Below are 24,053 nucleotides of genomic sequence, written 5' to 3'. Positions count from 1 at the left end.
GGCGGGGGGTGCCGCGGCCGGGGTCGCTCTTGCTCGGGCGGGGCTCGCGGAGCTGGGGGCGGCCTGGCAGGAGGCCTCCGCGGCGGCGCGGGCCGCGCTCGCGGAGCCGCGGCTGGGCCCGGTCGCCGAGTGGGCGCACATCGGCCCGTACCGCCTGCTGACGTCCCTGCCGCCGGACTCGGCCCACGACCCGGCCGTGGACGCCCTGCTCTCCCCCGCCCACCACGAACTCGCCCGCACCGCCGAGGTCTACCTCGACTGTGCCGGCCAGGCGGGCCGCACCGCCGCCGAACTCGGCATCCACCGCCAGACCCTCTACTACCGCCTCTCCCGCGTCGAACAGCTGACGGGCCTCGACCTGGACGACGGCGAGGACCGCCTGCTGCTGCACATGGCGTTGAAGGGGGCACGGCTGTAGGCCGGTCGGCGGATCGGTGACCCACCTGACGTGCGGTGCGTCCGCCGGACCTGCGGCCGGTCAGCTCCGGCCCACGCCCTCGATCACCTGACGCAGACCCTCGGTGATCACGTCGGCCTCGGGCGCCGTCTTCGGGTCGAAGGTCCACTGCGAGATGAGCCCCGACATCAGGGTCATGTAGAAGCGGCCGAGGGTGTCGGCGGTCTCGTCCGAGATCTCCTCCTCCGGCACGCCCTGCATCAGCGAGACCAGCCCCCGACCGCCCTCGCGCTGCGCGCGCGACAACTGGTCGCGGACCTCGGGCAGCCGGTCGCCCATGGTCATGATCTCCATGCTGAGCGGCCACATCGAGCCGGGTTGCCGCAGGGAGTCGACGATGTTCGACCAGACCTCCCGGAACCGCTCCAGCGAACCGGGTGCGGCCGTGATCCCGGCGTCCCCCTCGAACGACATCTCCTCCACCAGCGCGATGTACGCCTGGGCGAGCAGCGCGTCCTTCGACCCGTAGTGGTAGCCGATCGAGGCGAGGTTGGTCCCCGACTCCTTGACGATGTCCCGCGCGGTCGTGCGCAGGAACCCCTTCTCCAGCAGGCAGCGCTTGGCGCCCTCGAGCAGATCCTCACGGTGTCCCATGCCCGCCACCCTACCGCCGATCCATACGGCCGTCCTATACGACCGTCCAATACGAGCGGCTTACACGAGCGACTTATACAAGCGTTCTAGACAAGCGTTTAAGACGTGCGTACAGTCACTGCCATGACGAACCCGACGGGCACCACCACAACCCCGGCCGGCACCCTCGCCGGCCGCCGCGAATGGACCGCACTGGGCGTGCTGATGCTCCCGCTGCTGCTGGTCTCGATGGACGTCTCGGTGCTGTACTTCGCCATCCCCGCGATCAGCGCGGACCTGGAGCCGAGCGGCACGCAGCAACTGTGGATCTTCGACATCTACGCCTTCGTGCTGGCCGGCCTGCTGATGACGATGGGCTCGCTCGGCGACCGCATAGGCCGCCGCAAGCTGCTCCTGATCGGCGCGGCGGCCTTCGGCACCGCCTCCGTCGTCGCGGCCTACGCCGACAGCGCCGAGACCCTCATCGCGGCCCGCGCGGTCCTCGGCGTCGGCGGCGCGACCCTGATGCCGTCGACGATGGCGCTGATCCGCACGATGTTCACCGACGCCGGCCAGCGCGCGAAGGCGATCGGCATGTGGTCCGGCGTGATGACGGCCGGCATCGCGCTCGGCTCGGTGATGAGCGGTGTCCTGGTCCAGTACTTCTGGTGGGGCTCGGTCTTCCTGGTCAACCTGCCGGCCATGGCGCTGCTGCTGGTACTGGGCCCGTTCCTGCTGCCGGAGTCGCGCGACCCCGCCCCCGGCCGCTTCGACTGGCTGAGCGTCCCCCTCTCGATGGCCGCCGTGCTCCCCGTCATCTACGGTCTGAAGGAGATCCCGTCCGAGGGCTGGCACGCGCAGTACGTCGTCTCGACCACCGTGGGCCTGCTCTTCGCCGCGGCCTTCGTCCACCGCCAGCGCACCGCGGCCTCACCGATGATCGACCCGGCCCTCTTCCGGGGCCATGGCTTCGCCCCCTCGGTCGTCCTCAACCTCGTCGGCTCGTTCGCCATGATGGGCTCGGCGTACTTCACCACGCAGTACCTGCAGTCGGTGCTCGACAAGAGCGCGATGGACGCGGCCCTGTGGGCGCTCCTGCCCTCGGTGCCGATCGGCATGACGGCCCCGATGGCGACCGCCCTGGTCCAGCGAGGTGTCGACCGTGCCCATGTCGTCACCGCCGGCTTCGCGATCGGCGCCTGCGGCTACGGGATGCTGGCCCTCGCGGACACCGACTCCCTCTGGCTGGTCCTGGTCGCGTGCGGCGTCCTCGCCTCCGGGATCGTCATGGTCATCTCCCAGATCACTGACCTGGCGCTGAGCAGCGCCCCGGTGGAACGGGCCGGCTCGGCGTCCTCCCTGATGGAGACCGGCGGGGAATTCGGCGGCGCGCTGGGCATGGCGGTGCTGGGCTCCATCGGTACGGCGATCTACCGGCACGACATCCCGGCCTCCGCTCCGGACGCGGCCCGCGAGACACTGGGCGGGGCGCTGGCGCTCGCCGACCGGGTGCCGGGACTGGCGACGGTGGCGCGGGAGGCGTTCACCAACGGCATGCAGGGCGCGGCCATCGCGGGAGCGGTACTGCTGGCGGGGGCGGCGGCACTGGCGGCGAGGGCGCTGCGGGGGATTCGGGTCTACGACAAGTGAGGAACGCGAAGGGGGTCCAGCCGACGTCGGTCGGCCGGACCCCCTTCGTGTTGTCTGCGTCAGACCAGGTTCACGGAGCGGGCGAAGGTGGCCCCGATCTCCGCTTCCACCTCGGACAGCACCCCGGCGGGCACCGTGTCGTCCACGGTCAGCACGGCCAGCGCCTCGCCGCCGGCGACCGAGCGGGACACCTGCATGCCGGCGATGTTGATGCCCGCCTCACCGAAGATGCGGCCGACGGTGCCGACGACACCGGGACGGTCCTCGTACCGCAGCACCACCATGTGGTCGGCGAGGGCCAGGTCCACGTCGTACTCGCCGACGGCGACGATCTTCTGCAGGTGCTTCGGGCCGGCCAGCGTGCCGGAGACCGACACCTCCTCGCCGCTGCCGAGCGTGCCGCGGACGGTGACGACGTTGCGGTGGTCGGTCGCCTCGGAGCTGGTCGTCAGCCGGACCTCTACGCCACGCTCCTGGGCGAACAGCGGGGCGTTGACGTACGACACGGTCTCGTCGACGACGTCCTCGAAGACACCCTTCAGGGCGGACAGCTCCAGCACCTTCACGTCGTGCTGGGTGATCTCGCCGTACACCTCGACGTCGAGGCGGACCGCGACCTCGCCCGCGAGCGCGGTGAAGATGCGGCCGAGGCGCTCCGCCAGCGGCAGACCCGGCTTGACGTCCTCGGCGATGACACCGCCCTGGACGTTCACCGCGTCGGGCACGAGCTCACCGGCGAGGGCGAGGCGCACCGAGCGGGCGACCGCGATACCGGCCTTCTCCTGGGCCTCGTCCGTCGACGCGCCGAGGTGCGGGGTGCACACGACCTGGTCGAACTCGAAGAGCGGGGAGTCGGTGCAGGGCTCCTTGGCGTACACGTCGAGGCCGGCGCCGGCGACCCGGCCCTCCTTCAGCGCCGAGTACAGCGCCTCCTCGTCGACGATCCCACCGCGCGCGGCGTTGACGATCCGCACGCTCGGCTTGACCTTGCGCAGCGCCTCGTCGCCGATCAGACCGAGGGTCTCGGGGGTCTTCGGGAGGTGGACGGTGATGAAGTCGGAGACCTCGAGCAGCTCGTCCAGCGACAGCACCTTCACACCCATCTGCGCGGCGCGGGCGGGCTGGATGTAGGGGTCGTAGGCGACGACCTTCATCCCGAAGGCCGACATGCGCTGCGCGACGAGGGCACCGATGCGCCCCAGGCCGACGACGCCCAGCGTCTTCTCCGCGAGTTCCACGCCCGTGTACTTGCTGCGCTTCCACTCGCCGTTCTTCAGCGCGGCGTTGGCCTGCGGGATGTGGCGGGCGGTGGCGACGAGCAGACCGCAGGCCAGTTCGGCGGCGGTCACGATGTTCGAGGTGGGGGCGTTGACGACCATCACGCCGGCCTTGGTGGCGGCGGAGACGTCGACGTTGTCCAGGCCGACGCCGGCTCGTGCGACGACCTTCAGCTTGTGCGCGGCGGCGATGGCCTCGGCGTCCACCTTGGTGGCCGAGCGGATCAGGATGGCGTCGACGTCGGCGATGGCCGGGAGCAGTTCGGCTCGGTCCGCTCCGTTGCAGTGCCGGATCTCGAAGTCCGGGCCAAGCGCGTCCACGGTCGCGGGCGACAGCTCTTCAGCGATGAGTACGACGGGTTTCGAGCTCACGTGAGTCCTCACAAGTCCAATGCGGACGGCCGTCCCGACGGCCGCAGGCGGTGGAGGTTGGCTAGCCGCGTGGAAGACGCACGACGCTGTGGGCCTGACGCGTATGTAGTACGGCAGTGTAGTGGCGCGAGGGGGGTCGTCCTGCGCCTCGGCGGAAGGATCACCCGTCCGTGATGCGACGGATTGGACGACGGGGCCGGAGCAGTGCGCTCCGGCCCCGTCGTCGGAGACTCACGCCTCCTCGTTCACCCAGCTCATCAGCTTGCGCAGCTGCTTGCCCGTGGTCTCCAGCAGGTGCTCGGAGTCCTGCTGCTTGTACTCGTTGTACTTCTTCAGACCACCGTGGTACTCGTCCATCCACGCCTGGGCGAAGGAACCGTCCTGGATCTCGGCGAGGACCTTCTTCATCTCGGCCTTGGTGGCGTCCGTGATGATCCGCGGGCCGGTGACGTAGTCGCCCCACTCGGCGGTCTCGGAGATCGACCAGCGCATCTTCTCCAGGCCGCCCTCGTACATGAGGTCCACGATCAGCTTCAGCTCGTGCAGGCACTCGAAGTACGCGATCTCCGGCTGGTAGCCGGCCTCGGTCAGCGTCTCGAAACCGGCCTTCACCAGCGCGGACGTACCACCGCAGAGAACGGCCTGCTCACCGAAGAGGTCGGTCTCGGTCTCCTCGGTGAAGGTCGTCTTGATGACGCCGGCGCGGGTGCCGCCGATGCCCTTGGCGTACGACAGCGCCAGCGCGAAGGCGTCACCGCTCGCGTCCTGCTCGACGGCGGCGATACAGGGAACGCCGCGGCCCTCCTCGTACTGGCGGCGGACCAGGTGGCCCGGGCCCTTGGGGGCGACCATGCAGACGTCGACGCCGGCCGGGGGCTTGATGAAGCCGAAGCGGATGTTGAAGCCGTGGCCGAAGAACAGGGCGTCGCCGTCGTTGAGGTTCGGGGCGATGTGCTCCTCGTAGACCTGGGACTGGATCGGGTCCGGGACCAGGATCATGATGACGTCGGCCTCGGCGGCGGCCTCGGACGGCGTCACCACGCGCAGGCCCTGCTCCTCGGCCTTGGCCTTGGACTTGGAGCCCTCGTGCAGACCGACACGGACGTCGACACCCGAGTCGCGCAGCGACAGCGCGTGGGCGTGGCCCTGGCTGCCGTAACCGATGACCGCGACCTTGCGGCCCTGGATGATGGACAGGTCGGCGTCGGCGTCGTAGAACAGCTCGGCCACTTTGGGTTCTCTCCTTGAGTGCAGGTGTTGCGTCCCACCGTATGACGGCGGGCGGAAGGGAAGTTTCGGGGTCTCGGTATACGGGCGGCACACGGGCGGCCGAAACCGCCCGTACGGCCTTACGCGCTGCGGTCGAGGGCGCGCAGCGACCGGTCCGTGATCGAGCGGGCGCCGCGGCCGATCGCGATCGTGCCGGACTGGACGAGCTCCTTGATGCCGTACGGCTCCAGCATCTTGAGCATGGCCGAGAGCTTCTCGCTGCTGCCGGTGGCCTCGATGGTGACGGCCTCCGGCGAGACGTCGACGGTCTTGGCGCGGAACAGCTGGACGATCTCGACGATCTGCGAGCGGGTCTCGTTGTCGGCCTTCACCTTCACCAGAACGAGTTCGCGCTGAACCGCCGAACCGGGCTCCAGCTCGACGATCTTCAGGACGTTGACCAGCTTGTTGAGCTGCTTGGTCACCTGCTCCAGCGGGAGGTCCTCGACGCCCACCACGATGGTGATGCGGGAGATGTCGGGGTGCTCGGTGACACCGACCGCGAGCGAGTCGATGTTGAAGCCGCGGCGGGAGAAGAGGGCGGCGATCCGGGCCAGGATGCCCGGGGTGTTCTCCACCAGGACCGAGAGCGTGTGCTTGGACATGGTCTTTTTACGTCTCTCTCGCTCAGTCGTCTTCGTTGTCGCCGAAGTCGGGGCGGACGTCCCGGGCGGCCATGATCTCGTCGTTGGAGGTGCCGGCGGCGACCATCGGCCACACCATCGCGTCCTCGTGGACGATGAAGTCCACGACGACGGGACGGTCGTTGATGGAGTTCGCCTCCTCGATGACCTTGTCCAGGTCCTCCGGGGACTCGCAGCGCAGGCCCACACAGCCCATGGCCTCGGACAGCTTCACGAAGTCCGGCACGCGCGTGCCGCGGGCGTCCGGGTTGACGTCGTCCGGGCCGGAGTGCAGCACGGTGTTGGAGTAGCGCTGGTTGTAGAAGAGGGTCTGCCACTGGCGGACCATCCCCAGGGCGCCGTTGTTGATGATGGCGACCTTGATCGGGATGTTGTTCAGGGCGCAGGTGGTGAGCTCCTGGTTGGTCATCTGGAAGCAGCCGTCGCCGTCGATCGCCCAGACCGTCTGCCCCGGCGCGCCGGCCTTGGCGCCCATGGCGGCCGGGACCGCGTACCCCATCGTCCCGGCGCCGCCGGAGTTGAGCCAGGTGGCGGGCTTGTCGTACCGGATGAAGTGCGCGGACCACATCTGGTGCTGGCCGACGCCCGCCGCGAAGATCGTGTCCTCGGGGGCGAGCTGTCCGATCCGCTCGATGACCTGCTGCGGGGACAGCGAGCCGTCGTCGGGCAGGTCGTAGCCGAGCGGGTAGGTGTCGCGCCAGCGGGTCAGGTCCTTCCACCAGGCGCTGTAGTCGCCCTGGTGGCCCTCGCTGTGCTCCTTCTGGACGGCCTGGATGAGGTCGGCGATGACCTCGCGCGCGTCACCGACGATCGGCACGTCCGCGGCGCGGTTCTTGCCGATCTCGGCCGGGTCGATGTCGGCGTGGACGATCTTGGCGTACGGGGCGAAGCTGTCCAGCTTGCCGGTGACGCGGTCGTCGAAGCGGGCTCCGAGGGCGACGATCAGGTCGGCCTTCTGCAGCGCGGTGACGGCGGTGACCGCTCCGTGCATGCCCGGCATTCCCACGTGCAGCGGGTGGCTGTCGGGGAACGCGCCGAGCGCCATCAGGGTGGTGGTGACGGGCGCTCCGGTGAGTTCGGCGAGGACCTTGAGCTCGGCGGTGGCGTGTGCCTTGATGACACCGCCGCCGACGTAGAGGACGGGCCGCTTGGCGGAGGTGATGAGCTTGGCGGCCTCGCGGATCTGCTTGGCGTGCGGCTTGGTCACCGGGCGGTAGCCGGGCAGGTCCATCACCGGCGGCCAGGAGAAGGTGGTCTTGGCCTGGAGGGCGTCCTTGGCGATGTCGACCAGCACCGGGCCGGGGCGGCCGGTGGAGGCGATGTGGAAGGCCTGCGCGATCACGCGCGGGATGTCCTCGGCCTTGGTGACCAGGAAGTTGTGCTTGGTGATCGGCATGGTGATGCCGACGATGTCCGCCTCCTGGAAGGCGTCCGTGCCGATCGCCTTGGACGCCACCTGTCCGGTGATCGCCACGAGCGGCACCGAGTCCATGTGGGCGTCCGCGATGGGCGTGACCAGGTTGGTCGCGCCGGGGCCCGAGGTGGCCATGCAGACACCGACCTTGCCGGTGGCCTGCGCGTAGCCGGTGGCCGCGTGGCCGGCGCCCTGCTCGTGCCGGACCAGGACGTGGCGCACCCGGGTCGAGTCCATCAGGGGGTCGTACGCGGGAAGGATGGCACCGCCGGGAATGCCGAATACCGTGTCGGCCCCGACCTCCTCGAGAGAGCGGATGAGGGACTGCGCACCCGTGACGTGCTCGGGGGCGGACTGCTGTCCTCCGGATCGGGGCCGCGGCTGCGGATGGGCCCCGGTGGCCTGCTCGGTCATCGTCAGTCTCTTCTCGATGCTGAGGGTTTTTGCGAGGTTTGTACGGTGTTCGGCTGCTGCACGAAAAGTGCCTGTGCAACAAAAAACCCCTCGTGCCGTAAGGCAAGCGAGGGGAGCGCGCCGGGTGGAGGTCGCTGAGCGATGGTGGGCTCAGCGTCAGCCGACGCGCTTTCCAAGTACGAGAATTCGGGTGCGCATGGCACTGACCCTCCCCCCGACGCGCACCACGTGTCAAGTGGGTGGGACGGGAGTCTCATTATGTGAGCGCAGGGCGGTTCCGCCTCCCAGAACGGCGGCCACACCTCCTGTGTACACCCCGGCTCCGCCTCCTGCGAAGGCGGGCTCAATGGGGCTGTGCGGAACCGGATAGTGGCCGGATCCGAGCGCTCTGCGCAGCCGGTACTCGTCCAACGGGCCCGAGAACGCCATGCCCTGTCCATGGGTGCAGCCCATCGCGCGCAGGGCGACGACCTGTTCGGGCAGATCCACGCCGTCGGCCACGGACTGCAGCCCGAGGTCGGTGGCGATTCTGAGCAGTCCGCTGGTGATCTTGTGCAGCCGCGCGGACTCGACGACGCCCTCGACCAGACCGCGGTCGAGCTTCAGCACGTCGACGGGGAGTCTGCGCAGTGCCGTGATCGCCGCGTAGCCGCTGCCGAAGCCGTCCAGGGCGATCCGTACGCCGTGCCGGCGCAGGGCGCCCAGTCTGCGCTCCAACTCGTCCAGGGAGACATGCGGATCCATGTCGGACAGCTCGATCACCAGGGACCCGGACGGCAGCCCGTGCCGGGTCAGCAGGGCCTCGATCGAGCCGGCCGGCATCGAGCGGTCCAGCAGGCGCCGGGCGCCGACCCGGACCGCGACGGGCACGGCGAGCCCCGTCGCGGTGCGCTCGGCGGCCTGTTCGACGGCCTCCTCCAGCAGCCAGCGGCCCAGCTCCGCCGTCCGGTCGTTGTCCTCGGCGACCCGCAGGAACTCGGCCGGGGTGAACAGCACCCCCTGCGAGGAACGCCAGCGCGCCTGCGCCTCGACCGAGGTGATCCGGCCGTCCTCCAGACAGACCACGGGCTGGTGCAGCAGCGTGAACTCGCCGTCGTGCAGCGCGGCCCGCAGGCGCGTGGCCAGCTCCGCCTTGCGTACGACGTCCTGCTGCATCTGGGGCGCGTACAGCTCGACGCGGCCCTTGCCGCCCGCCTTGGCGCGGTACATGGCGAGGTCGGCGTTGCGCAGCAACTCGCCCGCCCCGAGGCCGGGTTCGGCGAAGGCGACGCCGATGGAGGCGGCCACCCGGACATCGTTGCCGTCGATGAGGTACGGCTGCGAGAGCGTGATCCTGAGGCGGTCGGCGAGCTCCAGGATGTGACGTTCGCGCGCGGTACGGTCCCGGGCACCGTCGCCGACGATCAGGGCCGCGAACTCGTCGCCGCCAAGCCGGGACGCGGTGTCGCCGTGCCGGACCGCGTCCTGGAGTCTGCGGGCGGCCTGGACGAGCAGTTCGTCCCCGGCCTGGTGCCCGATCGTGTCGTTGACGGCCTTGAAGCCGTCGAGGTCGATGAAGAGGACGGCCGTGCCGCGCAGATGGGCGCCCCGGTCGGAGGCGCGGCGGCCGGACACGGCCTGCTGGACCCGCTTGGTGAACAGGGCCCGGTTGGGCAGGTCGGTGAGCGGGTCGTGCTCGGCGTTGTGCTGCAACTGCGCCTGCAGCCGCACTCTTTCGGTCACGTCCCGGCTGTTGAAGATGAGGCCGCCGTGGTGGCGGTTGACGGTGGACTCGACGTTGAGCCAGCCGCCGTCACCGGAGCGGAAGCGGCACTCGATGCGGGTGGTGGGTTCCTCCTGGGGGCTGGCGGCGAGGAAGCGGCGCACCTCGTGCACCACGCAGCCCAGGTCCTCCGGGTGGATGAGACTGGCCAGTTCGCTGCCCACCAGTTCCTCGGCGGGGCGTCCGTAGACCCCGGCGGCGGCCGGGGAGACGTACCTCAGCACGCCGCTGGGCGCGGCGATCATGATGACGTCGCTGGAGCCCTGCACCAGGGAGCGGAAGTGGTTCTCCTTCTGCGCGAGTTCCTGGGTGAGGGTGATGTTGTCCAGGAGCATGATGCCCTGGCGCGTCACGAGGGCGAGCACCACCGTGCCGCCGGTGATGAGCACGACGCGGTCGACGCTGCGGCCGTTGAGGACGTTGTACAGGATCCCCAGGGTGCAGACGGCGGCGGCGAGGTAGGGCGTGAGGGCGGCCAGGGAGCCGGCGATGGGCCGGGCGGCCGGGTACCGGCCGTGGTCGTCCCCCTGCGCGGGCGCGTGGTGGGGGTGGGTGCCGCCGCGCCGGCCCGGCAGGTGCTCGTGCACCACGCGCGTGTGCCCGTCGTCCTCCTCCGGACGGGTGTGCCGGGGCGCGGCCCAGGGGGCGTACGCGAGGAGCAGCGAGCCGGCGAACCAGCCCGCGTCGAGCAGCTGGCCCGAGTGGTAGTGGTCGCGCAGCAGCGGTGAGGTGAACAGGGCGTCGCACATCACCGTCAGCGCGAGGGCGCCGATGGCGGTGTTGACGGCCGTGCGGTTGACCGCCGAGCGCCGGAAGTGCAGCGCCAGCACCATGCTGACCAGGACGATGTCCAGCAGCGGGTACGCCAGCGACAGCGCGGTCTGCGCCACGCTCGGCCCGTCGAACTTGGCCGCCTGGGCCAGCGCGAGACTCCAGGACAGGGTCAGCAGCGAGCCGCCGATCAGCCAGGCGTCCAGTCCCAGGCAGACCCAGCCGGCCTTCGTCACGGGCCGCTTGGCGAGCACCAGCAGCCCCACGATGGCGGGCGGCGCGAAGCAGAGGAAGAACAGGTCGGCGTAGCTGGGGCTGGGCACCTGCTCGTCCAGGACCACCTCGTACCACCCCCAGACCGCGTTGCCCAGGGCCGTCATGGTCGAGGAGAGGGCGAACAGCAGCCAGGCGGGTCGAAAGCGGATACGGCGGTTGCGGGCGTACAGGAAGCAGGACACGGCGGCGGTCGCGGCCGCCGCGGCCAGGCCGAAGTCACCCATGATCAGCGCGAGTTCGCCCGAACCCCAGTCGAGCGCGGAACCGACGGCGTATCCCGCGCAGACCAGGGCCAGGAGGAGTTGGCGTACCAGGGTGCTGCCGGCACCGGTGATCGGCGGCCGGGGCGACCGGGCCGGCGAGGGCTGCGCCCGCACCGCTCCGTCCAGGGTGGTCGTGAGAGTCGGCGGCGAGGTCACCGGGTCCTCCCGGTCCGCGCCGCTCCCGCGTCCCGCGGGTCCCGGTGCGCTGGGTGCGCATGCCCCCTGCGGCTGCTGTGCCTGCGGTGATGGTGGTTGTGCCGGCAGCCGTGATTGCTGTGGTGACCGCGTCTGCGCGCGGCCGTGCGCCAGGGTCGCCGCCGGCGGCCCCGCCGCGTCGGATCGCTCGTCCATAGGCCGTGCATCGCCCGTCGCCCCCCTCACAGTCTGAAATGTCCGTCCCCGGCGCCGAACGGTGCGCGGCGCAGCCCCTGCTCGGGACGATACACCAGTCTCGTCACTCAGGGACATAGTTCCTCTACGCTCCGTGACGACCAGCGGCGATGCGAGCACGTACCGCGTCCGGAAGATTGCGGAGCGTACCGGAAGCGGATGACGCGCCGGTTGCGCGCCCGCGCTCGACAGCGCCCGGTCGTGCGCTACGCGCCGGTCGAACCCGTCGTAAGGATCACGTTGGCGAGGGGTTCACGGTTCACGAAACGTGTCAGCTGGTTGACGATGAGTCGCTTCGCACGGGGCAGGAACGCCGAGGTCGGTCCCCCGACATGGGGGCTGATGAGCACGCCTGGCGCCTTCCACAGCGGGTGCTCGCGGGGCAGCGGCTCGGGGTCGGTGACGTCGAGGGCGGCGGTGATGCGGCCGCTCTCCAGCTCGGCGAGGAGCGCCTTGGTGTCGACGACGGGTCCGCGCGCGACGTTGACGAGGAGCGCTCCGTCCTTCATCCGGGCGAGGAAGTCGGCGCCCGCCAGGCCGCGCGTGGACTCGGTCAGGGGCGTGATCAGGACGACGACGTCCGCCTCGGGCAGCAGCCGGGGCAGATCGGTGAGCGGATGCACGGGGCCGCGCTCCGTGGTGCGCGCGGAGCGCGCGACGCGCACCACCCGCGCGACCTCGAAGGGCACGAGCCGGTCCTCGATCGCGGATCCGATCGCTCCGTACCCGACGATGAGGACACTCTTGTCGGCGAGCGCGGGCCGGAAACCGGCGCGCCACTCCCCCAGTTCCTGACCCCGTACGAAGTCGGGGACACCGCGCAGGGAGGCGAGGATCAGCGTGAGCGCCAGCTCTGCGGTGCTCGCCTCGTGCACCCCGCGCGCGTTGCACACCTGGACGCCGGGGCGGAGGTGCCTCAGGCCCGGTTCCAGGCTGTCGATGCCCGCCGACAGCGTCTGGACCACCTGGACGGAGCCGAGTTGCGGCAGCGGGCGGACGACGACCTCGGCGGGCTTCATGTAGGGGACGACGTAGAAGGAGCAGTCGGCGGGGTCTGCGGGGAAGTCCTTCTCTCCGTTCCAGAAGCGGTACTCGGGCCCGTCCGGGAGACCCTCGATCTCGTCCGGCGGGAGCGGAAGCCACACGTCAGCAGTCATGTCAGGAGGCTATGTCAGGCCGGTCGGGGCGCAGAGGTTAGGTTGGGGGATCCGTAAGAAGGAGGGTCACGAGCAGGTGGAGCGCAGGACGATGGGCGCGGGGGCCCTCGCCGTGGGGGCCGTCGGCCTGGGGTGCATGCCGATGAGCTGGGCGTACAGCGGCTCGCGGCAGCGCGGCGAGGAGTCGCTCAGGGCGGTGCACCGGGCGCTGGACGCGGGCTCGACGCTCCTGGACACGGCGGACATGTACGGCCCGTTCACCAACGAGCTGCTGGTGGGGCGGGTGTTGAAGGAGCGGCGCGCGGACGCCTTCGTGTCGACGAAGGTGGGGCTGCTGGTGGGGGAGCAGCACATCGTGGCCAACGGCCGCCCCGGCTATGTGAAGCGGGCCTGTGACGCGTCGCTGCGGCGCCTGCAGACGGATGTGATCGACCTCTACCAGTTGCACCGCGCCGACCCGGAGGTCCCCGTCGAGGAGACGTGGGGCGCGATGGCGGAGCTCGTCCGGGCCGGGAAGGTCAGGGCGCTCGGGCTGTGCGCGGTCGGGGCGCGGGGCGGGCGGCGGTCGGGGGGCCGGCTGCACGACGCGACGATCCGGCAGTTGCGGCGGGTCCAGCAGGTGTTCCCGGTGAGCGCGGTGGAGGCCGAGCTGTCGGTGTGGTCCCCGGAGGCGCTGGAGTCGCTGCTGCCGTGGTGCGAGGCGCGCGGCGTCGGCTTCCTGGCCGCGATGCCGCTCGGGAACGGCTTCCTGACCGGCACCCTCACCCCGGGCGAGGGCTTCGAACCGGACGACGTGCGCGCCCGGCATCCCCGCTTCACCGCCGAGATGATGGCCGCCAACCAGCCGATCGTGGCCGGCCTGCGCCGGGTCGCGGCCCGGCACGGCGAGAACGTGACCGCGGCCCAGGTCGCGCTGGCCTGGGTGCTGGCCCAGGGCCGGCACGTGGTCCCGGTGCCGGGCACCAAGCAGGAGCGCTGGGCGGCGGAGAACGCGGCGGCGGCCGACCTCCGCCTGACCCCGCAGGACCTGACCGAGGTGGCGGAACTGCCGGGCGCTCTGGGGTCGTGGGACTGAACCAGGGGCACGGCCGTGACCCCGCTCACCGATGGTCGCCGATGAACTCCGGCCGATCGAGGGCCCGAGCGGGCGCCCCAACCATGACTCCCCGCTCACCGGCAGTCGCCGAAGGACCCCGGACGACCGAGAACCCAAGCGTCCGGTTGCCGATCCAGCGCCAGCGATCCAGGGCCCACTCCCGACGGAGGGCGCCGCTCCTGTCGTCGCCGGTTGCCGATCGCGCGGCACCCAATCGAGGGCCCGATGCCGGCGGAAGCCGCCGCACGCCTCCCTCATCGCCGGTTGTCGGCCAGCGTTCACGTGATCGCGAAACAAGCCCCGTGCGAGCCGTCGCACCGCTCGTCTCCCGTCGCCGATTGGGGTCCGGGTGATCGGGAACCTGTGAGGCGCGAGCGGTGTATCACAGGTAGAACCTGCCGACCGGGCTGCGGAAGCTGCCGACGGGACCGCCGTGCGAAGGGACCGAGACCGTGCTACGACGAGCTGTACCGGCCTTACTGGCCACCACCGCGCTCCTGCTGACAGCGGGCTGCTCCGGCGGGGGCGGCGGCTCGGCGGGCGGAGACGGTACGCCATCGGGGGGCACCTCGGGAGGCACGTCGGCGAACGCCTCCCCGTCCCGTCGGGCAGCCGATCAGGCGCCGCCCGCCAAGGGCTCGGTGAAGGTGCTGCGGACGGTCGCCACCGGCCTGAACAGCCCCTGGGGCCTGGCCCCGCTCCCCGGCGACGGCGGCGTGCTCGTCGCCTCCCGGGACCAGGGCACGATCACCAGGGTCGACGAGAAGACGGGCGAGAAGACCGACCTCGGCAAGGTCTCCGGGGTCTCCGCGGCCGGCGAGGGCGGTCTGCTCGGCATCGCCCTCTCCCCGGACTACGCCTCGGACCACATGATCTACGCGTACTTCACCTCGGCCTCGGACAACCGCGTCGTCCGGGTCCTGTACGACCCGCGGAAGCCGGCCGGTGAGCAACTGGGCGCCCCGGACACGATCTTCAAGGGCATCCCCAAGGGCTACATCCACAACGGCGGACGGATCGCCTTCGGCCCGGACGGCATGCTCTACGCGGGCACGGGCGAGAGCGGCAACCGCGGCCTGGCGCAGGACAGGAAGTCCCTGGGCGGCAAGATCCTCCGCCTGACCCCCGAGGGCGACCCGGCTCCCGGCAACCCGTTCCCGGACTCCCCCGTGTACACGTACGGCCACCGGAACGTGCAAGGGCTGGCCTGGGACCCCGAACAGCGCCTGTTCGCCGCGGAGTTCGGCCAGGACACCTGGGACGAGCTGAACGCGATCAAGCCCGGCGACAACTACGGCTGGCCGGACGCCGAGGGCAGGTCCTCCGACGCGAAGTTCCACAACCCGATAGCCCAGTGGCACACCGACGAGGCCTCCCCGAGCGGTATCGCCTACGCCCAGGGCTCCATCTGGATGGCGGGCCTGAGGGGTCAGCGCCTGTGGCGCATACCCCTGGACGGCACGAAGGCCTCCGCCGACCCCCAGCCCTTCCTGAAGGGTGAGTACGGCCGCCTGCGCACGGTGGTGGCGGCGGGCGGCGACAAGCTGTGGCTGACGACGAGCAACACGGACGGAAGGGGCGACCCGAAGAGCGGAGACGACCGGATCCTGGAACTGCAGGTGAAGTGACCCCCTGTGACCCCCTGGGTCACTCCTCCCCCGGCACCTCGGGACCTTCCTCGTCCTGCTCCGGCCTGGGCGGGCGCACCACGACCTTTCCGGACGCCAGGTCTATCGGACCGCGCCCCGGATCGTTGTCACCGACGTCCTCCCGGGTCAGCTCCAGCCGGTTCTGTTCGTCACGGGTGTGCTTGCGGCCCGGCGCGAACAGTTCCTCGAAAGCGTTGAACACGGCGCCTCCCTGTGCGGGTCGTCTCCAGCCTACGTCTCACCCCGCCGTCCGGGCGGTGAGCGGATCGGCCGGCGACAGCCCGACCCGGTGCGCCACCGCCGCGGCCTCTCCCCTTCCGGAGACGCCGAGCTTGGCCAGGATGTTCGAGACGTGGACGCTGGCCGTCTTAGGGGAGATGAAGAGCTGCTCGGCGATCTGCCGGTTGGTGCGTCCGGCGGCGACCAGGCGCAGGACGTCGCGTTCGCGGCTGGTGAGCCCGAGGGCCTCGACCGGGTCGGCGGGCCGCTGGTCCGGGACGCGGTGCAGGGCGAGCCGGGCGCGCTGGGCGAGCAGCGCGACGGCCTCGGCGAGCGGGCGGGCGCCGAGGTGGCCGGCGACTGCGTGGGCGAGACGGAGCAGTTCGGCGGCGCGGTCGCGCTCGTCCTCGCCGCCGTCCCGCAGCAGGGCACCGGCGAGGCGGAGACGGACACGGGCGAGGTCGTAGGGCCGGTCCAGGCACTCGAAGGCGGTGACCACGTCCGACCAGGTGTCGGCGGTGTCCTCGTCCTCGGCGCGGGAGACCTCGGCCCGCACCCACTTCTCGTGGGCGAGCCAGAGGGGGGCGTCGGTGGTGGTCTTCTTGGCCGCGTCGCGGATCCGGTCCAGCACGGCGGCCCGGTCCCGGGCGGCGGCGGGCAGCGCGCGGGCGTCGGCCTCGGCGGTCGCGGCGGCGAGCAGCAGGGGCCAGCCGTCGCGCTGGGTGCCCGGCGGCATCCCGGCGTCCAGGGCGCGGGCGAGTTCGGCGCGGGCGTCCGGCAGGCGGCCCTCGCCCGCGGCGACGCCGATGGCGATGCGGGAGAGGAGCAGTGTGTGCTGGGGCATGGGGTCGTGGGTGCCCAGGAAGTCCCGGGCGGCGGCCAGTTGGCGGGCCGCCTCCGTGAGGTCGCCGCGGCCGAGGGCGAGGTGCGCCAGGCACATGGCGCCGCTGCCCTGGGGCTTCGCGCTGTGCCCCACCCGCAGGGCGCCCGCCGCGGCGTCGGCGGCCTCGTCCCACAGGCCCAGGGAGTACGTCGACTCGGAGAGGTTGGCCCACACCCAGGCCTCCGATTCGAGCAGACCGAACCTCCGGGTGAAGGCGAGGCCCTCCTTCAGGAGCGGCACGGCCTCCCGGGTGCGGCCGACCGAGTCGAGGGCGGAGGGCAGATTGACGTAGGCCCGGCCGGCGACGACGGCGACACCTTCCTCCAGGGCCCGTTCCTTGACCTCGTACATCTCGGCGAGGCCGGACTCGACCGAGCCGGCGTCGACCATGAGGCCGCCGAGGGTGAGGCGGGCGTTGAGTTCGATCTCCCGGGCGCCGACCATGCGCGCGTACTCCACGGCGCGCTCGGCGGCCGAGAGGGCGTCAGGGCCGGGTTCGTGCAGCATCGCCCAGCCGGCGGCATGGGCGAGGACCTCGGCGTGCACCTCGGAGGGCGGCAGACCGCGCACCAGGTCCTGGGCGGTGGCCAGCTCCCGCCAGCCGTCGCCGCGGGCCAGGGCCTGTACGAGACGGGAGCGCTGGACCCAGAACCAGGCGGCCCGCAGCGGATCGTCCTCGTCCTCCAGCAAATGCAGCGCTCGCTTGGTGATCTTCAGGGCGCGTTCCCGCTCCCCGCACAGCCGGCCGGCGCCGGCGGCCTCGGCCATGAGGTCGAGGAAGTGCAGCGGGGTGGTGGCCGGATCGCAGCCGCAGGGGGCGTAGACCTCGCAGTAGTCACCGAGGCGCAGGGCGGCCCGTACGTCCTCGGGGGCGGTGTCCCACAGCTCCATCGCCCGTTCCAGGAGCCGCAGTTGCTCGCTGTAGGCGTGCCGGCAGCGGGCCGCGACGGCGGCGTCGAGGACGGCGGGCAGGGCCTTCGCGGCGTCGTGGGCGTGGTACCAGTAGCTGGCCAGGCGCATGACCCGTTCGTCGGCCGGGACCAGGGTGGGGTCGGCCTCCAGGGCCTCGGCGTAGCGGCGGTTGAGGCGGGAGCGCTCGCCGGGCAGCAGGTCGTCGCTGACGGCCTCGCGGACCAGGGAGTGGCGGAAGCGGTAGCCGTCCCCGGCGGGCGTGGCGAGCAGGATGTTGGCGCCCACGGCGGCCCGCAGCGCCTCGATGAGGTCGTCCTCGGCGAGCCGGGCGACGGCGGCCAGGAGGCGGTACTCGACGGTGGAGCCCCCCTCGGCGACGATCCGGGCGACCCGCTGGGCGCTCTCGGGCAGGCCCTCGACGCGCACCAGGAGCAGGTCGCGCAGGGAGTCGGTGAGGCCGGTGCAGCAGCCCTCGTGGGCGGCGACGGCGAGTTCCTCGACGAAGAAGGCGTTGCCGTCGGAGCGTTCGAAGATGGCGTCGACCTGGTCGGGGTCCGGTTCGGCGGCGAGGATGCCGGCGATCTGGCGGCCGACCTCCTGCCGGTTGAAGCGGGCGAGTTCCACGCGGCGGACGGTGCGCAGGCGGTCGAGTTCGGCGAGCAGGGGGCGCAGTGGGTGGCGGCGGTGGATGTCGTCGGCGCGGTAGGTGGCGAGGACGACGAGCCGGCCGGTGCGCAGGGTGCGGAAGAGGTAGGCCAGCAGATGGCGGGTGGAGGCGTCGGCCCAGTGCAGGTCCTCCAGGGCGACGACGACGGTGCGCTCGGCCGCGACGCGCTCCAGCAGACGGGCGGTGAGTTCGAAGAGACGGGCCATGCCCTCCTCGTCGTGCCGGCCGCCGGAGGCCTCGCCGAGTTCGGGCAGCAGGCGGGCCAGTTCCTCCTCCTGTCCGGCGGCAGCGGAGGCGAGTTCCCCGGGCAGTTCGCGGCGCAGGGCGCGCAGGGCGGTGGAGAAGGGGGCGAAGGGCAGGCCGTCGGCGCCGATCTCCACACAGCCGCCGAGTGCGACGACCGCGCCCTCGCGGCAGGCCGCGGTGGCGAACTCCTCGACCAGCCGCGTCTTGCCGACCCCGGCCTCCCCGCCGATCAGCAGCGCCTGCGGTTCGCCCGCGGCGGCACGGGCGAGCGCGTCGTTCAGCGTCCCGAGCTCTTCGGCTCGGCCGACGAACACCCGACTTACGGACCTGGTCTCCACGAGGGCGAGCATCGCATGGGGGTACGACAGGACGGCACCGGTTTTCCCCGGAGCGACGGGGAGCGTACGCACCGCGGCCCCCACCGCGGGCAGGTGCGGTGAGGGCGTTCGCGGGGTGCTGCGGTCGTTTCCTCGAGGGCGGCCCTCCCCCGCGGGGCCGTCCTCGAGGCGTACCGGGCTCATGCCGCGCGAGCCGACCGGAGCCTGCGCAGGCGCGGGGTATGGGACTCGTCCTCCGCGGCGTGGCGTGCCTCGCGGCGGGCGGCGCGGCGGCCCTTGGCGGCCTCGCGGGCCAGACGCTCCTGGTCGGCCTGACGGATCAGTTCGGCGGAACGGAGCTGCGAGATCTCGTACTCGTACATGGTGTGTCCCTCGGTCCCTTGAGAGAGGCGGATTGGGCTTCGCTTTCTGCGATGCCTCAACCTTCGTCTCCAAGGGGGGTGGGCCACATCGGGAGAGTTCCGCATCTTCGGCGGCCCCTGGGGCCTTAGACGCGCGGAAGGGGCCTCAGACGCTCCGTAAGGTGCTTACAGATGGTCTGAGACCCCTCGGGACCTGCGTCGATTCAGCCGGCGGAGGGCAGGCCGAGCAGGACGTCGGTGTACTTGAGGACGGCCAGGAGGAGGCCGATGACGCCGAGGGCGACACCGCCCCAGGCGACCGACTTGATCCACGCGGCCTGCGGCTTGCCGGGGAAGCCGAAGGCGGGACGGGCGAGGACGACGACGCCGACGACCAGGGCGAGCAGCGCGAAGACGCCGCCCCACAGGGCGCTGGTCTGCCACGCGTCGCCGTAGACCGCCTTGACCTGCTTGGCGACGCTCGCCGAGGACGAGGTCTGCAGTTGGCCCACGAGCGTCTGGCGGGCGGCGGCGACCGTGCCGATCCAGCTGCCGGTCAGCGAGACGAGGCCCAGCGCGGCGGAGACGACCGCCCCCGCGCCCTGGCCGACGCCGGTGGGGCCCGCCTCCTCGTCGGTGCCCGCCGCGGCCACCTCGTCGGTCCCGGGCTGCTCCTCCTCGGTCGTGGCCTCGGTCGGGGTGGCGTCCACCGCCTCCTCGTCGCGCTTCACTTCGGCGGCCTCGGTCGTGCCGGCCTCGTCAACTGTCTTGGTTCCCATGTCTGGCACCGTACGGACGCTCTCTGAGAGGGGTCTTAATGATCGTTGTGTTCGGCACGCGCGCGTGCTTCACGCCACTCGGGAGCGAGGATCGACCACACCTCGAGGTCGTGCCGCACCCCACCATAGGGGTGTGCCTGGCGCCGTACGCCATCGCGGGTCATGCCCAGGCGCCGGGCGACGTCGATGCTGGGCACGTTGCCGGAGGCGGCGACCCATTCGACGCGGTGGATGCCGCGCTCCTCCACCGCCCAGTCGATCAGGATCCGCATCGCTCGGGTGACCAGGCCCCGCCCGGTCGCGGCGGGCTCCAGCCAGCAACCGACCTCGGCGTTGCCGGTCGCGGCGTCGAAGTGCAGGGTGAGCACCCCGCCGACGAGTTTCCCGTCCAGCCAGATCCCGTGGTGGGAGGCGGTGTCGGCGGCGCGCTGGTCGGCGTAGCGCTGGAGCGTCTCGCGGGCGGATGCCGCGTCGACGACCTGGGCGCCGAACGGGATGAACCGTCCGATGAACTCCCGGCCGCGCTCCAGGTGCGCCAGGAACTCCGCGGCGTGCCAGGGTTCCAGCGGCCGCAGTTCGGCGCCGTCACCCAGTGATATCGCGTACATCGCGCTGCTCCCCCTCCGCCAGGACGTCCGCCACCTCGGCGTCCGTCGCGGCGGCCAGCCTTTCATGGGCGGCGCGGCACTCGGGCGGTTCGATGCTGATGCGGGGCAGGCGCTGGTCGAGCCAGCGGGGCAGCCACCAGTTGGCGCCGCCGAGCAGGTGCATGAGGGCCGGGACGAGCAGCGTGCGCAGGACGAAGGCGTCGAGGGCGACGGCGGAGGCGAGGGCGATGCCGAACATCGCGATCACGCGGTCGCCGCTGAGGACGAAGGCCAGGAAGACCGAGATCATGATGACGGCCGCGGAGTTGATCACCCGGCTGGTCTCGGCGAGACCGACGCGGACGGCCCGTCGGCTGTCCCCGGTCTCCAGCCACTCCTCGTACATCCGGCTGACCAGGAAGACCTGGTAGTCCATGGAGAGCCCGAAGAGGACCGACACCATGATCACGGGGAGGAAGGGCTCGATGGGGCCCGCGCGCCCGAGGCCCAGCAGTTCGCTCCCCCAGCCCCACTGGAAGATCGCCACGACGACGCCGAAGGCGGCGGCGACCGCGGCGACGTTCATCGCGGCGGCCTTCACCGGGATGCCGATGGACCGGAAGGCCATCAGGAGCAGCAGACAGCCCAGTCCGATGACGACGCCGACGAACAGCGGCAGCTTGCCGACGATGACGGCGGCGAAATCGTCATACGAGGCGGTCACACCGCCCACCTGGATGTCGAGGGTGGTGCCGGTCTCGGCGCGCGGCAGCACCTCGGTGCGCAGCCGGTCGACGAGGTCGCTGGTCTTCTGCGACTGCGGTTCCGAGGCCGGGACGATCGTGAAGTAGGCGGTGTCGCCGCCGCTGTTGTAGGTGACCGGGGTCACCGAGGCGACGCCCTCGGTGGTGCGGATGGTGGCGTCGAGGTTGTCGAGGGTGAGCTTGTCCTCGGCGCCGTCGACGTGGGTCACCAGGGTGAGGGGGCCGTTGACGCCGGGGCCGAAGCCGTCGGCGAGAAGGTCGTAGGCCTGGCGGGTGGTGGACGTCCTCGGGTCGTTGCCCTGGTCGGAGGTGCCGAGGTGGAGGGAGAGCGTGGGCAGCGCGAGGAGCGTCATCACGGCCAGCGCGACGACGCCGAGCACCTTGGGGTGGCGCTCCACGAACGCCGACCAGCGGTGCGCGAACCCGGTGGGCAGCTCCGGCTGGGGGCCGTGGTCCTCCAGCCGTCGCCGCTCGCGCCGGCTCAGGGCGCGCATGCCGATGAGGGACAGCAGGGCGGGCAGCAGCGTGACGGAGGCGGCGACCGTCAGGACGACGGTCAGGGAGGCGGCGATCGCGACGCCGTTGAGGAAGCCGAGCCGCAGGATCAGCATGCCCAGCAGCGCGATGCAAACGGTGGCACCCGCGAAGACCACGGCTCGTCCGGTGGTCGCCACGGCGTTGGTGACGGCCTCGGTGACCGAGAGCCCGCGTTTGAGTCCGCGCCGGTGTCTGGTGACGATGAACAGCGCGTAGTCGATGCCGACGCCCAGCCCGATCAGCATGCCGAGCATGGGCGCGAAGTCGGCGACGGTCATGGCGTGCCCGAGCAGCCCGATCCCCGAGTACGCGGTGCCGACGCCGACCAGCGCGGTCGCGATGGGCAGCACGGACGCGGCGAGCGAGCCGAAGGCGAGGAACAGCACGACCGCGGCGACGGCCACGCCGACGATCTCGGCGGTGTGCCCGCCGGTCGACTCGGTGAGCGCGACGGCGCTGCCGCCGAGTTCGACCTGGAGCCCGTCGCCGTCCGCGGCCTTCGCGGTGTGCACGACCGCCTCGGCCTCGGACTTCTTGATGTCCTCGGCGCCGTGGTCGAAGGTGACCGTGGCGTACGCGGTGTGCCCGTCGGCGCTGATCCGGCCCGCGCCCTGGCCGTCGTACGGACTGCTCACGGAGGCCACTCCGGGCAGGTCCGCGATCTTGTCCAGGGTGCCGGTCATGGTCTGTTCGACGTCGGCGGCGCGCACGCTGCCCGAGGTCACGTGCCAGACGACGGTGTCGCTGTCCCCGCCGAGTCCCGGGAAGCCCCGCTGCAGCAGCTCGGTGGCGGCGCCCGACTCGGTGCCGGGGGCCTCGTAGTCGTTCGAGTACGCGGAGCCGGTGACCGCGGCGGCGGCGGTGACCCCGCCGAAGGCGAGGAGCCACACCACGACCGCGACCAGGCGGTGCCGGACACACCAACGTGCAAGGGCTGCCACGAACGAGCTCCCAGGGGACGATATGTGGATCTTTGACCGGGAAGAAGTCGTTCACAACATGAACAGCCCGCAAAGAACGCATGAGCAATGCGAGGACCACTCTTGCAGGCAGAAGTGATCGTTTACGCCATTCGTGGGGTTATTCACAAGAGTGGGAGGCAGATCACAGGACAGTAACGAACACTCTGTCACCTCAGTCGAGCTGGTCCCCCAGCGCCATCACCATCGCCCCGGCGACCAGCAGCCACAGCGCCCGCCGGGTGCGCCCCCGGGAGCCCAGCACCCCCGCCAGCGCGCACACCGCGGCACCGAGGCCGTAGGCGGCCGGCACGAGTGCCGGTGCGGCGTTCAGGGCCCGCACCACCGCGGCGGCCACTCCGGCGAGGGCCAGCAGCACTCCGGTGGTGGCCGCCGTCCAGCGGGCCCGGTGCGCGTCCTCGGCGGAATCCGGCTGCGGGACGGCGCGGACAGCTGCTAGCTTCCGCTGGTCAGCCGTCACCGGCTCCTCGCCGACGACCGAAGCGGGTGCGTTGTTTGAAGGTCCGACCGAGCTCCTACGCATCGCCTTTCACTACGAGGATCATGAGGAGCCCGTTCACCGATGTCCGACAACAGGACCACGGACGACCGTCTCACTGACCGTGTGACCCACCCGCTCTATCCCCTCAGCAGCCAGTACGACGCACCCTGGACCGTCGACAACCAGATGGGCCCCAACGCCCTGTGGCTGCTGGAATGGCTGGCCCCCGCCCTCGGCCTGGACACCCTGCGCCCCTGCGCGCGCGTCCTCGACCTGGGCTGCGGCCGGGCGATGACGTCGGTCTTCCTGGCCCGGGAGTTCCACGCCCAGGTCACCGCGGCCGACCTGTGGGTCGCGCCCGACGACAACGCCCGGCGCATCGCCGAGGCCGGGTTCGCCGACCGGGTGCTGCCCGTGCACGCCGAGGCGCACGACCTGCCCTTCGGGGAGTGCGGTTTCGATGCGATCGTGTCGATCGACGCCTACCAGTACTTCGGCACCGACGATCTCTATCTGCCCACCCTGACCAGGCTGTTGAAGCCCGGCGGGCGGATCGGGATCGTCGTACCGGCCCTGCGCGAGGAACCGGAGGGGGCCGAGCCGCCCGAGCATCTGCGGGCCTGGTGGGAGCCCGACTTCTGGTGCTGGCACTCCGCGGAGTGGTGGCGCCGCCACTGGACCCGCAGCGGTGCCGTCCACGTCGAGACGGCCGACTGGCTTCAGGACGGCTGGCGCGACTGGCTCACGTGGTGCGAGGTGGTCGCCGAGGAGAGCCCGGAGGAGTTCCACCGCACGATGGCCCGCCGGGTAGCCGAGATGGTACGGGCCGACGAGGGCCGCACCCTGGGTTTCGTACGGGTCGTGGGACGCCGCACGTAGGCGTAC

At 71.4% G+C, this 24,053-nt stretch carries 19 protein-coding genes; 5 read left to right on the top strand and 14 right to left on the bottom strand.

Annotated elements, in window-relative coordinates:
• Window positions 1-418 (top strand): PucR family transcriptional regulator (locus GRC12_RS12725; protein ID WP_208779340.1); only part of this gene is annotated, 418 nt, incomplete at its 5' end.
• A 60-nt stretch (window positions 419-478) separates the two neighbouring features.
• Here GRC12_RS12725 and GRC12_RS12720 read toward each other — a convergent pair.
• Window positions 479-1,051, bottom strand: coding sequence for a TetR/AcrR family transcriptional regulator (locus GRC12_RS12720; protein WP_208779339.1), 573 nt, complete (start codon window positions 1,049-1,051; stop codon window positions 479-481).
• A 123-nt stretch (window positions 1,052-1,174) separates the two neighbouring features.
• Here GRC12_RS12720 and GRC12_RS12715 point away from each other — a divergent pair, with 123 nt between their 5' ends.
• Window positions 1,175-2,680 carry an MFS transporter gene (locus GRC12_RS12715; protein WP_208779338.1) on the top strand — a complete coding sequence of 502 codons (1,506 nt, stop codon included), beginning with the start codon at window positions 1,175-1,177 and terminating at the stop codon, window positions 2,678-2,680.
• Window positions 2,681-2,739: 59 nt separating this feature from the next.
• Here GRC12_RS12715 and serA read toward each other — a convergent pair whose 3' ends face one another.
• The 6 genes from serA to GRC12_RS12685 all read right to left on the bottom strand — a co-directional run bounded on the left by serA (window position 2,740) and on the right by GRC12_RS12685 (window position 12,689).
• Window positions 2,740-4,329, bottom strand: a complete 1,590-nt coding sequence (serA, locus tag GRC12_RS12710) for a phosphoglycerate dehydrogenase (protein ID WP_133046712.1) — start codon at window positions 4,327-4,329, stop codon at window positions 2,740-2,742.
• Between the two features lie 231 nt (window positions 4,330-4,560).
• On the bottom strand, window positions 4,561-5,559 hold the full coding sequence (ilvC, locus tag GRC12_RS12705) for a ketol-acid reductoisomerase (RefSeq protein ID WP_133046711.1): 999 nt from the start codon (window positions 5,557-5,559) through the stop codon (window positions 4,561-4,563).
• A 119-nt stretch (window positions 5,560-5,678) separates the two neighbouring features.
• Complete coding sequence (gene ilvN, locus GRC12_RS12700; protein WP_133046710.1) at window positions 5,679-6,203, bottom strand: acetolactate synthase small subunit; 525 nt, start codon at window positions 6,201-6,203, stop codon at window positions 5,679-5,681.
• Window positions 6,204-6,225: 22 nt separating this feature from the next.
• Window positions 6,226-8,070, bottom strand: coding sequence for an acetolactate synthase large subunit (locus GRC12_RS12695; RefSeq protein WP_208779337.1), 1,845 nt, complete (start codon window positions 8,068-8,070; stop codon window positions 6,226-6,228).
• Between the two features lie 231 nt (window positions 8,071-8,301).
• The gene (locus GRC12_RS12690) at window positions 8,302-11,298 is read right to left on the bottom strand and encodes a putative bifunctional diguanylate cyclase/phosphodiesterase (RefSeq protein ID WP_208779336.1); all 2,997 of its coding nucleotides are present in this window, start codon (window positions 11,296-11,298) and stop codon (window positions 8,302-8,304) included.
• A gap of 440 nt (window positions 11,299-11,738) precedes the next feature.
• Window positions 11,739-12,689 carry a 2-hydroxyacid dehydrogenase gene (locus GRC12_RS12685; RefSeq protein WP_208779335.1) on the bottom strand — a complete coding sequence of 317 codons (951 nt, stop codon included), beginning with the start codon at window positions 12,687-12,689 and terminating at the stop codon, window positions 11,739-11,741.
• A gap of 76 nt (window positions 12,690-12,765) precedes the next feature.
• Here GRC12_RS12685 and GRC12_RS12680 point away from each other — a divergent pair, with 76 nt between their 5' ends.
• Both GRC12_RS12680 and GRC12_RS12675 read left to right on the top strand, forming a co-directional pair.
• Entirely contained in the window at window positions 12,766-13,764 is a 999-nt protein-coding gene (locus GRC12_RS12680; protein ID WP_208779334.1) for an aldo/keto reductase, read from the top strand.
• Between the two features lie 473 nt (window positions 13,765-14,237).
• Window positions 14,238-15,413 (top strand): PQQ-dependent sugar dehydrogenase, encoded by a 1,176-nt coding sequence (locus GRC12_RS12675; RefSeq protein WP_308286539.1) that lies wholly within the window; start codon window positions 14,238-14,240, stop codon window positions 15,411-15,413.
• Window positions 15,414-15,432: 19 nt separating this feature from the next.
• On the opposite strand, the gene GRC12_RS12670 is transcribed toward GRC12_RS12675, so the two are convergent.
• The 7 genes from GRC12_RS12670 to GRC12_RS12640 all read right to left on the bottom strand — a co-directional run bounded on the left by GRC12_RS12670 (window position 15,433) and on the right by GRC12_RS12640 (window position 23,147).
• Window positions 15,433-15,636, bottom strand: a complete 204-nt coding sequence (locus GRC12_RS12670; protein ID WP_208779333.1) for a DUF6191 domain-containing protein — start codon at window positions 15,634-15,636, stop codon at window positions 15,433-15,435.
• Window positions 15,637-15,672: 36 nt separating this feature from the next.
• On the bottom strand, window positions 15,673-18,711 hold the full coding sequence (locus GRC12_RS12665) for a helix-turn-helix transcriptional regulator (RefSeq protein WP_208779332.1): 3,039 nt from the start codon (window positions 18,709-18,711) through the stop codon (window positions 15,673-15,675).
• Between the two features lie 167 nt (window positions 18,712-18,878).
• A complete protein-coding gene (locus GRC12_RS12660) occupies window positions 18,879-19,061 on the bottom strand; it encodes a hypothetical protein (RefSeq protein WP_208779331.1) in 183 nt (60 codons plus the stop codon).
• 203 nt (window positions 19,062-19,264) lie between these two features.
• A complete protein-coding gene (locus tag GRC12_RS12655) occupies window positions 19,265-19,819 on the bottom strand; it encodes a hypothetical protein (RefSeq protein ID WP_208779330.1) in 555 nt (184 codons plus the stop codon).
• Between the two features lie 35 nt (window positions 19,820-19,854).
• Window positions 19,855-20,427, bottom strand: coding sequence for a GNAT family N-acetyltransferase (locus GRC12_RS12650; RefSeq protein WP_208779329.1), 573 nt, complete (start codon window positions 20,425-20,427; stop codon window positions 19,855-19,857).
• Complete coding sequence (locus GRC12_RS12645) at window positions 20,405-22,648, bottom strand: MMPL family transporter (RefSeq protein WP_208779328.1); 2,244 nt, start codon at window positions 22,646-22,648, stop codon at window positions 20,405-20,407. The genes GRC12_RS12650 and GRC12_RS12645 overlap by 23 nt, the downstream gene beginning before the upstream one ends.
• A gap of 193 nt (window positions 22,649-22,841) precedes the next feature.
• Window positions 22,842-23,147, bottom strand: a complete 306-nt coding sequence (locus GRC12_RS12640) for a hypothetical protein (RefSeq protein ID WP_208779327.1) — start codon at window positions 23,145-23,147, stop codon at window positions 22,842-22,844.
• A gap of 102 nt (window positions 23,148-23,249) precedes the next feature.
• On the opposite strand from GRC12_RS12640, the gene GRC12_RS12635 reads away from it, so the two are divergent.
• The gene (locus GRC12_RS12635; RefSeq protein WP_208779326.1) at window positions 23,250-24,047 is read left to right on the top strand and encodes an SAM-dependent methyltransferase; all 798 of its coding nucleotides are present in this window, start codon (window positions 23,250-23,252) and stop codon (window positions 24,045-24,047) included.
• Window positions 24,048-24,053: the final 6 nt, after the last annotated feature.

This window comes from Streptomyces griseorubiginosus (assembly GCF_017614965.1).
Classification (GTDB): Bacteria; Actinomycetota; Actinomycetes; order Streptomycetales; family Streptomycetaceae; genus Streptomyces; species Streptomyces griseorubiginosus_B.
Note: the sequence above shows the minus strand (reverse complement) of the source record. Positions and strands in the feature narration are given on the sequence as shown.